This is a genomic window from Myxococcus sp. MISCRS1 (assembly GCF_026626605.1).
Classification (GTDB): Bacteria; Myxococcota; Myxococcia; order Myxococcales; family Myxococcaceae; genus Myxococcus; species Myxococcus fulvus.
Genome location: NZ_JAPNKB010000001.1, coordinates 5262029 through 5275021, shown reverse-complemented (window position 1 = coordinate 5275021; position 12993 = coordinate 5262029). Strand labels below are relative to the sequence as shown.

Here is a 12993-nt window from a genome sequence, read left to right as displayed (position 1 = left end):
TACGCGGCCGCGAGGGCACCCCATGACGAAGGACACGAACGCAGCCCTGGTGCGGGAGCTCACGGCCGTGCTCCCCACTGATGCCCTCGTCACCGACGCGGACGTGCTGGAGGCGCACCGGCGTGATCAAGCCGAGTGGGCCCCCGCGGGCACCCCTGGCGTCCTCGTGCGCGCCACCTGCACGGAGGACGTGCGCGCGGTGCTCAAGGTCGCCTCGGCGCACAAGGTCCCGGTGGTGCCTCGGGGCGCGGGCTCGGGACTGTCTGGCGGCGCCAACGCGCTGGAGGGCTGCATCGTGCTGTCGCTGATGCGGATGAACCGGGTGCTGGAGGTCGACGCGAAGGGGATGCTCGCCGTCGTGCAGCCGGGCGTGCTGAACGCGGAGGTGAAGGCGGCCGCGACGGCGCACGGGCTCTGGTACGCGCCGGACCCGGCGAGCTGGGAGTTCTCCAGCCTGGGCGGCAACCTGGCCACCAACGCCGGCGGCCTGTGCTGCGTGAAGTACGGCGTCACCGGGGATGCGGTGCTGGGGCTGGAGGTCGTGCTCGCGGACGGCTCGGTGGTGCGCACCGGCGGGCGCACCGTGAAGAACGTCGCGGGCTACGATTTGACGCGGCTGTTCGTCGGCTCGGAGGGCACGCTCGGCGTCATCACCGAGGCGACGCTGCGCCTTCGCCCCAAGCCCCCCAGGGCGACGACGCTGGTCGCCACCTTCCCCACGCTCGCGGGCGCGGGCTCGGCCGTCACGGACATCATGGCGCGCACGCGCCCGTCCATGCTGGAGCTGATGGACCAGGCCACCTGCCGCGCCGTGGAGGCGTACAAACCCCTGGGCCTGGACGTGGACGCGGCCGCGTTCCTGCTGGCGCGCTCGGACGCGGGCGGCGACCAGGGCGTGGCGGAAATCGAGACCATGGCGGCCGTCTGCGAGGCCGCGGGCGCGACCTTCGTCACCCACTCCACCGATGAAGCGGAGGGCGAGCTGCTGCTCACCGCGCGCCGCCTCGCCTATCCCGCGCTCGAGCGACAAGGCGCCACGCTGCTCGACGACGTGGGAGTGCCCCTGTCCCGAATCCCCGAGCTGCTCGCCGCCGTGGAGCGCATCGCCGCCGAGCGCGGGGTGCTCGTGGGGACCTTCGGCCACGCGGGCGATGGGAACATGCACCCCACCGTCGTCTTCGACCGCCAGGACCCCGCGGCGCTCATCCGGGCACGCGGCGTGTTCGATGACATCCTCGCGGCCGCGCTGGACCTGGGCGGCACCATCACCGGTGAGCACGGCGTGGGGGCGCTGAAGCAGCCCTTCCTGGGGCGGCAGCTCGGCGAGGAGGGCCTGCGCCTGCACCACCGCCTCAAGGCCGCGATGGACCCCCTCGGCATCCTCAATCCGGGCAAGGTGCTCTGAGCCTCATCCCTTCCAGGGGCACGGACTCCCCTGGAATGACGAGGGCTTGCGGAAATCGCCGGGTATTTTCGGAGGCATGTCGAGAAGCTCTCCGCAGCTTCGACATAGGGGTGAACGCACCCCGATTCCGGGGCGCGGCCGACACGGAAAGAGGGAGCCACCCATGAAGTACATGCTGATGATGAACCACGCCGGTCAGGGCCCGTACGCGATGATGAACTGGCCGAAGGAGGACATCCGGGCGCACATCGCGTTCATGGTGTCGTTCGCGAAGAAGCTCTCCTCCGCGGGAGAGCTGCTGGCGGCCGAGGGGCTGGCCGGGCCGGACCAGGCGAAGCGCGTGAAGGCGGGGGCGGACGGCAAGCCCATCACCGACGGCGTCTTCCCCGAGTCGAAGGAGTTCCTGGTGGGCTACTGGCTGGTGGAGGTGGACAGCCCCGAGCGCGCCTATGCCATCGCCGCCGAGGCGTCCGCCGCGCCGGGCCTCGCGGGCAAGCCGATGAACATGGACATCGAGGTCCGGCAGGTGATGAGCGGTCCTCCTCCCGAGTTCCTCTGACGTGAAGTCCCCAGCAGGCCACCCCATCGAGTCCCTGCTGCGCGAGCACGCGCCCAGGGTGCTGGGCGCCATCCTCCGACGGTTCCGTGACTTCGGAGCCTCGGAGGACGCGGTCCAGGAGGCGCTGCTCGCGGCCGCGATGCAATGGCCTCTCGATGGCGTGCCGGAGGACCCGCGCGCCTGGCTGATCCAGGTGGCCTCCCGGCGCATCACCGACCAGGTGCGCGCCGAGGCGGCCCGACGCCACCGGGAGGAGCTGGTGGTGAGCATGGTGCCGCCGGAGCTCCAACTCGTCCTGCCCGTGATGGGGGACGAGTCCATGGGGCGCGACGACACGCTGGCGCTGCTCTTCATGTGCTGTCACCCGGCGCTGACGACGACCTCGGCGATTGCCCTCACGCTGCGCGCGGTGGGCGGCCTGACGACGGCGGAGATCGCCAGGGCGTTCCTCGTCCCCGAGGCGACGATGGCGCAGCGAATCAGCCGCGCCAAGCAGGGCATCCACACCTCCGGGGTGCCGTTCCAGAAGCCCACGCCGGAGGAGACCGCGCAGCGGCTGGGCGCGGTGTTGCACGTGCTCTACCTCATCTTCAACGAGGGGTATGCGGCGACCTCCGGGGCCCAGGTGCTGCGCACGGACCTGTCGGGCGAGGCCATCCGGCTGACACGGATGCTGCACACGGTGTTGCCGGAGGACGGCGAGGTGGCGGGGCTGCTCGCGCTGATGTTGCTGACGGACGCGCGGAGGGCCGCGAGGACGGGGCCCTCGGGAGAGCTGATTCCGCTCGACGCGCAGGACCGGGGACGCTGGGACGCGGCGATGATTGCCGAGGGCGTGGCGCTCATCTCGGCCACGCTGTCGAAGGGCTCGCTGGGGTTGTACCAGGTGCAGGCGGCCATCGCGGCGGTGCACGACGAGGCGGCGCGCGCCGAGGACACGGACTGGCCGCAGATTCTCGCGCTCTACGGCGTGTTGATGGGCCTGACGGACAACCCGATGGTGGCGCTCAACCACTCCATCGCGACGGCGATGGTGCATGGGCCTCGCACGGGGCTGACATTGCTGGACGTGCTGGACAAGAGCGGGCGGCTCGGCGGGAACCACCGGCTGGACGCGGTCCGCGCGCACCTGCTGGAGCGCGCCGGTGAGCCCGCGAAGGCGGTGGTGCATTACCGCAAGGCCGCCGAGCGCACCACGAGCCTGCCGGAGCGCGACTATCTGCTGCTGCAGGCCGCGCGGTTGAGCGAGTCCGCGGGCCTGTAGTCGGACGTGCAGCGCATCGCCAAACTGCGCGGGCGACCCAGTCCCATGTCAGGCCTCGCGCCAACCCGTCGCATGGAGCGCAGGGTCGATGATGGAGGGCGACTCAGTGCGCGGGCGGTCCGGAGCGAGGTACCGCGAGTGCTTCATGGGTGACGAAGCTCGCCACTGACGAACGGGCCCTCCTCGGGGGCGAGTCGGCTCGGAGCGCGGCACCGCGAGAGCCTCGTTGGTGACGAAGCCGAACGTGCCCTCCACCCTCCGCGGCGCGTCGACTCCGAAGGTGACGCGCCTGAGGGGCCCTCGACGGGGTTCCTTCAGGACAGGAGCCTCCGTCTCTCGACGGCCTGCTCCGCGAGGGTCTCCCAGCGGCACGGTATTGCGCTCGTCGGCCGCCGCGCGACCTCACGTGCTCGCGCTGGATGCTGGCCGAGGAGGCCGCCGTCACCGTGTGCATCGTTGACGAGGGGAACAATACCGATGCACGCCAGGGCGAAGGACGGGCTCCAGGAAAGAGAGCACCGTCTTCGCCCCGGTGACACCCCGGGCGGACTACTTCGTCGTCGCGGCGCCGAGGGTCTCCAGCACCTTGCGCGCGTTGTCGTTCTTCGGGTTGAGCTCCAGCGACTTGCGGTAGCTCGCGGCGCCCTCGGCCTTGCGACCCGCGGCCACGTAGCCCTCACCCAGGCTGTCGTGCGCGTTGGCGTCCTGGGGGAAGAGCGCGACATTGGCCTCGAACAGCTTCAGCGCGTCGGCCTGCTGCCCCTCTCGCAAGAGCGAGTACCCCAGCTCGTTGAGAACGTCCGCGGACAGTTTCTCGTCCTGGGGCGCTTCCGCCTTGCGCGCCTTGAACCACGCGATGGCGTCCTCGACGCTCTTCGTGCGCACCAGCAGGTCCACCGTCACCGAGGGGTGCTCGGGCTCGACGGTGTAGCCCTTCCAGCCGTACACGGAGATGGCGCTGGCCATGATGCGCTCGAACAGTCGCGAGCCGTTGTCCGAGTTGGTCATGATGACGATGCCGCTGCCGGACTCGGCGAAGGCCGCGAGCAGGGCGCGGTAGCCCTCGTTCGCGCCGCCGTGGCCGAACCAGTCCTGCCCCGGGTTTCGCAAGAAGCCGATGCCGAAGGACTTCGACTCGGGCTGACGGGTGAGCATCTGCTTCGCCATGGCCTGCGACACCACGCGCTTCGACTGGCCCTTGGTGGCCTTGGACATCTCCAGCGCGGCGCGCGCCAGGTCCGACGGCGTCGTCCACAAGCCCGCGGGCGCCAGCTCCGGGTACACGTGCCAGCCTCCCTGGACGCGCTTGCCGTCGGGGGTGGTGCCGGTGGCGGCGCGCGAGGCGAGCGACGCGGGCAGGGGCTGCTCGAAGGTGCTGTCCTTCATCCCGAGCGGCGCGAGCACCGTCTCCTTCATGATTTGGGGGAACGGCTTCTTCAACTGGTCGACGAGCAACTGCTGGACGACGGTGGTGCCGCCGCCGCTGTAGCGGGTGAGCGTGCCAGGCACGGTGTTCACGCGCACGGCCGACGAATTGGCGGGCTTCTCCCCATCGAGAATCTGCTGCACCGTGGGCAGGGGCGCGTCGACGGCGTAGCCCGCGAAGCCATGCACGGTGGTGCCCGCGGTGTGAGAGAGCAGCCGGCGCAGGGTGACCTTCTGCTCCTTCGTGAAGTCGTTGTCGGGGAGCTTCCACGACACCAGCTTGTCGTTGACGTTCTCATCGAGCGACCACTTGTGCTTCTCGGCGTGGTGCATGGCGGCCATCGCCGTGACGGGCTTGCTGATGGACGCGGCCTGGAAGAGGGTGTCGACGGTGACGGGCTCATCTCCGCCCGCCTGCTTGACGCCGTAGGCCTTGGCCCAGACGAGCTTGCCCTGGTCGAACACGGCGAGGCTCAGACCGGGGACCTTGTACAGCTCCATCCACTGCGGCAGCGACAGGTGCCGCGGCGTCTCACCGGGCAGCGCGATGGCGGGCAGGCCCTCCTCCACGCGGGCCACGCGCGCGGCCTCCGCGGGACGCGACAGCCACTGCGTCTGGGGTTTGGAGGGAGCCGCGCCGGTGAGCAGACCGAGCGCGAGCGTGCCCGAGAGGGACACGGCGGCGAGGCGGAGAGACGGAAGTCGGGACATGGATGGGGATTCCTGGGGGACTCGCGCGATGACCGGGTGGGTACGCACGGGGCTCCACATGATTGCCTCGACGAGCGCCGTGAGGAACTCCCGAATCCTCCGGGGAGCGTCGACCCTGGGTCGCCAGGCGACGCGCGTGGGGACACTCCCCGGGTTTCTTCACGACAGGGACCTTCAGTTGCGGGCGGCGGCGTGCTCCACGGCCCATTCCAGGGCCTGGTCCGCGATGGCCTCCCAGCCGGGCTGGGCCACGGTGTAGTGCGAGCGGCCGGGCACCTCCACGTACTCCGTCACCGCCTTCGACTTCGCGTAGCGCTTCGCGTTCTCGCGCTGGATGCTGGCCGGGAGGATGACGTCCATGTCACCCGAGAGGAACAGCAGCGGGGCGCGCGCGTCGTTGCGCAGATTCACCGTGACTTCCGAGCGCGGCGTCAGGTTCGCCAGCGCGCCCTGGAACAGCGCCCGGCCCGAGCCGGGGATGTACTGGGTGCGGTAGATTTCGTCCGACTCCTCCTGCGTCAGCGTGTTGGTGAAGGCGTAGTGGAACTGCTCGGGCGTCATGGGCGCGTGGCGCTTGACGTTGGCGGGGTTGAGGAGCGTCGACGCGGTCGACTTGATGGTGGTGAAGGGCAGTGTGTAGACGCCCTTCACGGGCGCCGAGTGGATGGCCACGCCCGCTGCGCCCACGCCCCGGTCCAACAGCAGCTGCACGAAGGCGCCGCCGAACGAGTGGCCCATGAGGATGGGCGGGGTGGGCAGCGCGCGGATGATGCGCTCGTAGTGGTCGACGATGTCCTTCACGCCCAGGTTGTTGAGCGGCGTCGGGTCCTTCTGCAGCGCCTCGACTCCGCCCTCCAGCCCCGGCCACGTCGGGGCGATGACGCGGTAGCCGGCCTTCTCGTAGCGGGCAATCCACCCCTGCCAGCTGCGCGGCGTCATCCACATGCCGTGGATGAGGACGATGGTATCCGGCTGGCCCTGGGTCTGCTGAATGGTGGCGCTCATGACGTGTTCCCTCTCGGTTCACCGCGTCGTTGCGGTGTGCGGCGTTGACGAGAGGAACAGTACGGATTCGGGCCGGGGCGAAAAACGGGCTCCCGGGAAGAGCACTGTTTCCATCCCGGAAACAATCCGGAGGGGCTGCTTCGTCACGGCGCCGAGCGTCTCCAGCACCGCGCGCGGGGTCGTTCGTCGGTCTCGAGGCCCGCACGAGGACTGCGCGGGCTTCTGCGCCTCGTGGAAAGCCACGATACGCAACGACCGTTCGACGCGAGGTCCTGTCTCGCGGGCAACTAAATCGGGCTCGGCGAGCGTCCCTAGGAACTCCGGAATTCGTAGGAACGAGAATCGGTAGACGGTCTCGATTCGCGAAAAGGGGTGACTGATGGGCGGCACGACGTCGATTCGTGGTGGCTCTTCGACAGGTTCATCATCGGGGGCATCTGGAGCGGACGCGGCCCGACGCGCCGAGGAAGCCCGGCAGCGGGCCGAGGCTGCGCGCAAGGCGGCGGAGGCTGCGCGCAAGGCGGCGGAGGCAGCCCGCAGGGCCGCGGAGGCGGCGCGGCTCGCGCAGGAGAAGGCTCGCGCGGAAGCGGCGAAGGCGAAGCAGCAGGCCCAGCAGCCGGGTCAGACGCCCGAGGAGCAGAAGGCTTCTCGCAAGGAGGCCGAGGCGGCGGCCAAGGCCCAGAAGGTGGCCGAGCAGCGCGCATCCAAGGCCGACGAGGCGCTGCGGGCCGCGGAGGAGAAGGCGGCGCGGACGGCCCGGCAGGCGCAGGGCGCCATGGGTCAGGCGAACGTGCTGGCGACGCAGCAGGGGCTGGCGCAGCCGTTCGACGACAAGAGCGTCAACGGCGTGAAGCCGAGGGCCGCCACGTCGGACGTGTCGTCGTTCGACGCCGCGCCGCGCAGAGAGGGCATGGACAAGCTGTTGGGCAACGTGCCCTCGCCGACGGGGAGCGCGGAGGGCTCCACGCTGCTGACGGAGGACGCGAAGGACGGGAAGGTCAACTGCCTGGATGTGGCGGCGGACTGGGTGGACAAGGCATCGCCGGAGCTGCGTGCGCGCTCGGAGATGGTGTTCCTGCAGGACCAGCGGCCGGGGGCCGAGGGGCAGACGGGACACGTGGTGGTGCGCCAGGGCGAGCAGGTGTTGGACCCGACGACGAACCAGTCGTACGAGTCCATGGAGGCGTACAAGAAGGCGCAGCCGCAGTACCAGGAGGTGGGCAGCGTGCCGGCGACGGACGCCCAGCGCATCTTCGACACGCCGCCCGGCTCGCCCGAGCGCGCCGCGGAGCTGGAGAAGGCGAAGCTGTCGCCCGAACTGCGGAACATGATGGTGGCGGACGCGAGCCCGGCCGAGCAGCAGGCGTGGGACCGCTACGACGCGCACGTGAAGGCGGGGCCGCCCAAGGATTTGCCGCAGAACATGGGGCTGAGGCAGGAGATCCTCGAGGCCCATGCCGCCAAGACGAAGGAGCTGGCGGACGCGGCGAACAAGGCGTCCGTGGAGCGGCTGCGCGCGGAGCTGGGCTCGACGCCCGAGGGCAAGAAGGCGCTGGAGGACCTGGACGCGCGCGGCGTCGGCATCCACGTGGTGGACGACGCGTCGTACGCGCGGCTGCCGGGCGCGGGGACGGACGGGCACGCGTTGCCGGGCAATGGTGACATCACGCTGAGCCGCAAGGGCGCGACGGTGGACGTGCTCCAGCGCGAGGCGCAGCGCTCGGCCGACACGCAGCAGCTGAAGCTGCCGACGACGCCCGAGGAGGGCGAGCGGTTGGCGGTGTCGGTGTCGGAGACGTTGAAGGCGAACCCGCGTCAGCCGGTGGAGTTCGAGGACGGGGGCATCCACGTCGTCGCGATGAGGAATCCGAAGGCGTCGCTGGTGGAGAACGGGGGCAGTGTGGCGGACGTGCTCGGGCTCTCGCCGTCGTTCACCGAGGAGGCGCAGGCGGCGGGGAAGCAGCCGGGCAGTGACACCATCGTCAACACGAGCTTCTACGACTTCGCCGCGTGGGGGACGAACCCGGTGGGGCAGGTGGTGAAGAACGGCGAGGTGATTGCTGGAAATTCGGATCCGGACCGCTTCTACGCGGCGTGGACGGACTCGGGCATGAAGTTCGGGCAGGGGGATCCGCCGAAGGACGCGAACCTGGCGTTTGGTGGCGCGGTGCCGGTCATCATCGACGGCACGCCGTACGGCGTGGGCAATCAGTACAAGCCGGGCACGGACGCGGCGGCGCCGGACAAGGGAGACCCCGGGGCGTTCGCGGGGGACCTGACGCAGCGGAACAACGAGAGCTTCCGTGCGCAGGAGGAGCGGGGCAAGGAGGTTGGCAAGGTCATCGTTGGCTACGACCGGGACACGGGCACGACGTACGTGGTGGCGCAGGAGGACGGCTCCAAGCCGGGCAAGACGCTCTCGGAGATTCGCGACGCGCTGGTGAAGCTCGGCGTGGATGACGCGGTGTCGTTCGACGGCTCGGACTCGGCGACGCTCGTGCGCGACGACCAGGTGAAGGTGGAGCCGGGCTGGGCGAAGAACCAGACCATCCCCTACGGCCTGCGGCTCAGCCTGGGGGAGTGACGTGACGTGCTCGAGGCGGCGCGTGGGTGGCGCGCCGCTTCGAGAGGCCATGTGGATGATGCGCCCGTCACGCCGAGGCTCGGATTCTCGGCGCTGACGGGTTTCGTGTTCATCCGGGATGGGATGTCGCGTCCACGTCCTGGGATGCCTGCTCGAAACAGTGGAAGGTTCGTGTGCGGACACCGGCCTCTCGGGTGGGCGGTCATCCGTGCGGGTGTGACGCCGTGGGCCTCGTTCGTGCAATCGCCGGCTTCGCTTTGGCCGAGGTGCCAGAGCTGTCTAGATTCATTCCGGCGGCGGGGAGGAGTGACACGGGGTCGACGTGGCACCGGGCATGACTCCCTTCACGCGAGGGAGGAGATGCATGCTTGAAACAGAAGTGACGCCTGCTTGCCTGAATTCGCGGCGAGTCCTCCACGGGCTTCATCCTGGAGGCCTGCCATGAGCCTGCTCCATGAAATCAAGCTGAAGGGGGCCGCGGTCCATCCGGAGCGAATCTCGGCGCCGTTGTTCCAGGACCTGCTGCACATCTTCGTGGAGGGCGCGCAGCGGGCCCTCCGCTTTCGCATTGAGGGACGCAGCACCGCTCGCGGAGGCATGCCCTCGTGGCTCAGGTCCGCCGCGCAGTTCGACCTGCTGCTGGAGCCGCAGTCCGAGGCCGGTGTCTTCAAGGTGGAGTCGAGGCCCCTGAGGCAGGTGCTCCCAGGACATCTGCGCTCGAGCGAGGCCTTGTCCGACGTGGGCGCGGAGGGGAGCGCGGTCGACTTGTTCGAGGCGGGGCTCGAGGATGCGCTCGCGGGCGTTGCGGACAGCGACAGGTTCGATGAGGGGCTGGTGGAGACCTTCAGTGCGTTCTCCAGGCTCCTCGACCAGGGCGTGGAGGGCATCGAGGTCGTCAACGGGCACACGTTCCACATCGACGCGGAGGGCGTGGAGCGTGTGGTGAGGTTGCGTCGGCAGACGCCTCCGCCCCGGGCCATCCGCATCGCGGGAAAGCTGGATGCCATCCGGCACAGCGACCGCTTCTTCACCCTGGTTCTGGAGGACGGTGCCGCGCTTCGAGGGGTCTGGGAGCGTCTGGAGTCCGACAGGGTGACGGCCTCGTTTGGTCAGAACGTCATCGTGTCGGGCGTGGCCGTGTTCCGTCCCTCCGGCTCGGTGTTGCGCATCGAGGCGGAGCACCTCGAGCCCTCGTCCGCGCAGCAGGCGGCGCTCTGGTCGGTGCTCCCAAGGCCGCTGTTCACTCCGATGGACCCGCGCGCGTTGAGGCAATCGCAGGATGAGCGCTCGGGCCTCCGCGCGATTTTCGGCCAATGGCCCGGTGAGGAGACGGAGCAGGAGCTGTCCGCCGCCCTGCGGGAGTTCTCGTGAGCGGGCTGGTGCTCCTCGATACGAACATCCTGGCGCACCTGTTGAGGGCCTCCTCGCTCGGCAAGCGGGTGGCGGAGGTCCATGGCTTGCTGAGCAAGGGCCACCGTCCGCTCGTCTCCGTCGTCACGGTGGGCGAGCTGCTGGCCTTCGCGAAGAAGCGAGCCTGGGGAGCGCAGAAGGTCTCGAAGCTTCACGAGCTGCTTCGGCAGCTCGTGGTGGTGGACATCCACCTGGACGCGGTGCTCGAGCGGTACGCGACCTTCGATGTCTTCTGTGGGTCGAAGGGACGAGTGCTCGGCAAGAACGACTTGTGGATCGCCGCCACCGCCTCGGCGGTCAGCGCGTTGCTGCTGACCACCGACAAGGACTTCGACCTGCTGCACTCCGAGAGCCTGCTGGCACGTTCCTGGTTCGACCCGGTACCTGCCGGCGAGGCGTCCAGCGGTGGGTGAGGGGGGCGGGGGCACGTGCACGCTGCGCCGGTGCTCACGCCCTCGGAGCCACCTCGTACCTCGTCCGTTTGAGGGCCGCGGGTTACTTCGGAGTGGCCCCGTTGAGGACCTCTTCCCATCCATCCAGTGCGTCGTGGATTTGTGTGATGGTGGTGGGGGTCTTTGCCTTCATCGAGAGGTCGTGGATCCGGACCAACAGGTCCTCGAGGAGCTTGGGATACTCGCGCTTCGAGGCGCGCTCCAGGTAAACCGCCTTGAGGTGGATGAGGCGACGGGCGAGCCCTTCATCGTCCGGAGTCAGTGCTGGGGTGGTGAGCATCGCCAGGAATTGGGGCCCTGGTGCGCGGAGCGCCGCCTGGGGGGTCGGGGAGGGTGCGGCGGTATGGGGCGGTGGGCCGTCCAGGTTGGGTTTCGTGGTGGTGTCGGATGCGGACCCGGCGGCTTGGAATGTGGGCAGGTCCTTGCTCAGCGCGGACAGCGCGGTGCTCACCTTCGTCACCTCGGACCGGGTTTTCGCGCTGAGTGCGCGCGCATGGAGGCTTTCGAGCTGCTGTTCGAACTCGGTGGAGCGCGTGCTCCCCGAGGTCTGCTTCAGGTAGCGCTCCTCGAGTTGATAGACGCGCAGGAGCAGCGTCGCGTCCAGAGGCGCCTTGGCGTTCTGGGCGAGGAATGCCTGGGGGTGGCGACTCATGACCGCGGGCACGGCGCCCTGCCGCTTGTTCGAACTCGCGGGAACCGCCGCGGCTCGCTTGGGAGGGCCGGACTTGGCCTGCTTCTCCGTCGTCGTCACGCTCTCCGTGAGGGCCGAGACGCGGGCCTGTTCGGTCGGAGCGCCTTGCTCTGTCTTCTCCGTGGCCGGGGCGTGCTTCGAGAGGGTCGAAGGAGGTGGTGGTTCGGGAGACGCCTCTGAACGTGCCACCTGGGGGGCCCCTGTTCGGACTGTCCCCGCTGGGTCGGGCATTGCCTGGGGCGTCTCGGTCCGAGCGGAGGGCGGAGGGCGGTGCTCGGCGGCTTGGGGCTCTCGAGCCGGAATCTGAGATGCGGTCGCCGTACTCGTCGTGCTGGATTGGCGTGAGCCCAGGAAGAAACTGCCCAGGGCGACGCTGGTGATGAGCGCTCCACCAACGGCCCAGGTTGAGCCTCGACTCCAGCGTACTCCGGGCAGCATGGGGCGGACCTGGGACGCGGTGGTCTTCGTCCTGCTCTCCGGGACGGGGAGTTGCGCGGGGAGCGGGACGGTGGCGGGGGCCGAGAGGACGGTGGGCGGAATCCGCTTCAACGCCTGTCGCACGGCCTCGGCGGACTCGGGCCGGAGCGCGGGGTCCTTGGCGAGCAGGTGGAGGATGAGCGTGTCGAACTCGGCGGGGAGCCCGGGGACACGGGAAGAGGGGAGGGGTGGAGGCTGCTCGATGTGAGCGAAGAGGACCTGGAGCTGTTCGCCCTTGAAGGGGCGCTCACCCGTCAGCATGTGGAAGGCCATCACGCCGGTGGCATAGAGGTCCGTGGCGAAGCTGACGGTGTTCCCGCGGACCTGCTCGGGGGCCATGTACTCGGGCGTCCCCAGGATGGTGCCATCGACGGTGGTGGGCCCGTCGGCGCTGCGCATCAACTTGGCGATGCCAAAGTCGACGAGCTTGACGGTGCGGGTGCCATCCAGGCCCTGGGCGAGGAAGACGTTGCCGGGCTTGAGGTCTCGGTGCACGACGCCCGCCTCGTGGGCCGCGCCGAGCGCCGACAGCATCTGGTCGAGAATCCAGACGGTGGTGTTCGGGTCGAGTCGGGTGTTCTGCTGGAGCAACGCCGCGAGGGACTGGCCCCGGAGCAGCTCCATGATGATGTAGGGCCGACCGTCCGGCAGGGTGCCGAAGCCGAAGATGTCGATGATGCCCGGGTGGCGGATGGCATTGACCGAGCGGGCCTCGATGAGCAGACGTTCCACCTGCTGCTGGGTGACGTTCTCCGCGCGGAGCACCTTGATGGCGACCTGTTTGCCTATCAGCGGATGGACGGCGCGATAGACGACGCCCATCCCTCCCTCGCCGATGCGCTCCTCGATGACGAAGTCATTGACCTGCGTCGAGACCAGCGAGTCCCTTCCCCGTGGCGCTCGTTCCCCTCGCGTCTTCTCGCTCGTACTCATGGCCTGACATGAGCGTAGCCAGGGACTGTCAGGCCATTCAAAGACCGACAGGGAGGCCTTACCCACGCAATGTCAGG

Annotated in this window: 9 protein-coding genes; 6 read left to right on the top strand and 3 right to left on the bottom strand. The window is 69.4% G+C overall.

Annotation, left to right across the window (positions count from 1 at the left end; all coding sequences use genetic code 11):
- The first annotated feature begins 22 nt into the window (after nt 1–22).
- The 3 genes from OWM54_RS20915 (at nt 23) to OWM54_RS20905 (ending at nt 3228) form a co-directional block, all read left to right on the top strand.
- The gene (locus OWM54_RS20915; RefSeq protein ID WP_267698610.1) at nt 23–1405 is read left to right on the top strand and encodes an FAD-binding oxidoreductase; all 1383 of its coding nucleotides are present in this window, start codon (nt 23–25) and stop codon (nt 1403–1405) included.
- Between the two features lie 163 nt (nt 1406–1568).
- Nucleotides 1569–1964 carry a YciI family protein gene (locus OWM54_RS20910; RefSeq protein ID WP_223750936.1) on the top strand — a complete coding sequence of 132 codons (396 nt, stop codon included), beginning with the start codon at nt 1569–1571 and terminating at the stop codon, nt 1962–1964.
- Between the two features lies 1 nt (nt 1965).
- Nucleotides 1966–3228 carry an RNA polymerase sigma factor gene (locus tag OWM54_RS20905; RefSeq protein WP_267698609.1) on the top strand — a complete coding sequence of 421 codons (1263 nt, stop codon included), beginning with the start codon at nt 1966–1968 and terminating at the stop codon, nt 3226–3228.
- A 549-nt stretch (nt 3229–3777) separates the two neighbouring features.
- On the opposite strand, the gene OWM54_RS20900 is transcribed toward OWM54_RS20905, so the two are convergent.
- Together OWM54_RS20900 and OWM54_RS20895 are read right to left on the bottom strand one after the other, a co-directional pair.
- Complete coding sequence (locus OWM54_RS20900; protein WP_267698608.1) at nt 3778–5364, bottom strand: beta-lactamase family protein; 1587 nt, start codon at nt 5362–5364, stop codon at nt 3778–3780.
- A gap of 174 nt (nt 5365–5538) precedes the next feature.
- Complete coding sequence (locus tag OWM54_RS20895) at nt 5539–6369, bottom strand: alpha/beta hydrolase (protein ID WP_267698607.1); 831 nt, start codon at nt 6367–6369, stop codon at nt 5539–5541.
- 379 nt (nt 6370–6748) lie between these two features.
- Between OWM54_RS20895 and OWM54_RS20890 the strand changes: the two genes are divergently transcribed.
- The 3 genes from OWM54_RS20890 to OWM54_RS20880 all read left to right on the top strand — a co-directional run bounded on the left by OWM54_RS20890 (nt 6749) and on the right by OWM54_RS20880 (nt 10776).
- The gene (locus OWM54_RS20890; protein ID WP_267698606.1) at nt 6749–8953 is read left to right on the top strand and encodes a phosphodiester glycosidase family protein; all 2205 of its coding nucleotides are present in this window, start codon (nt 6749–6751) and stop codon (nt 8951–8953) included.
- 441 nt (nt 8954–9394) lie between these two features.
- Entirely contained in the window at nt 9395–10324 is a 930-nt protein-coding gene (locus OWM54_RS20885; RefSeq protein ID WP_223784180.1) for a hypothetical protein, read from the top strand.
- On the top strand, nt 10321–10776 hold the full coding sequence (locus OWM54_RS20880; RefSeq protein ID WP_267698605.1) for a type II toxin-antitoxin system VapC family toxin: 456 nt from the start codon (nt 10321–10323) through the stop codon (nt 10774–10776). Before OWM54_RS20885 ends, OWM54_RS20880 begins: the two co-directional genes overlap by 4 nt.
- A gap of 82 nt (nt 10777–10858) precedes the next feature.
- On the opposite strand, the gene OWM54_RS20875 is transcribed toward OWM54_RS20880, so the two are convergent.
- On the bottom strand, nt 10859–12916 hold the full coding sequence (locus tag OWM54_RS20875) for a serine/threonine-protein kinase (protein WP_267698604.1): 2058 nt from the start codon (nt 12914–12916) through the stop codon (nt 10859–10861).
- Nucleotides 12917–12993 lie beyond the last annotated feature (77 nt).

What these genes read in the sequence shown, in the direction of transcription:
- OWM54_RS20900 (WP_267698608.1), bottom strand. Translation starts at nt 5,364, where the DNA reads ATGTCCCGACTTCCGTCTCTCCGCCTCGCCGCCGTGTCCCTCTCGGGC.
- OWM54_RS20915 (WP_267698610.1), top strand. Translation starts at nt 23, where the DNA reads ATGACGAAGGACACGAACGCAGCCCTGGTGCGGGAGCTCACGGCCGTG.
- OWM54_RS20885 (WP_223784180.1), top strand. Translation starts at nt 9,395, where the DNA reads ATGAGCCTGCTCCATGAAATCAAGCTGAAGGGGGCCGCGGTCCATCCG.
- OWM54_RS20875 (WP_267698604.1), bottom strand. Translation starts at nt 12,916, where the DNA reads ATGAGTACGAGCGAGAAGACGCGAGGGGAACGAGCGCCACGGGGAAGG.
- OWM54_RS20890 (WP_267698606.1), top strand. Translation starts at nt 6,749, where the DNA reads ATGGGCGGCACGACGTCGATTCGTGGTGGCTCTTCGACAGGTTCATCA.
- OWM54_RS20895 (WP_267698607.1), bottom strand. Translation starts at nt 6,369, where the DNA reads ATGAGCGCCACCATTCAGCAGACCCAGGGCCAGCCGGATACCATCGTC.
- OWM54_RS20910 (WP_223750936.1), top strand. Translation starts at nt 1,569, where the DNA reads ATGAAGTACATGCTGATGATGAACCACGCCGGTCAGGGCCCGTACGCG.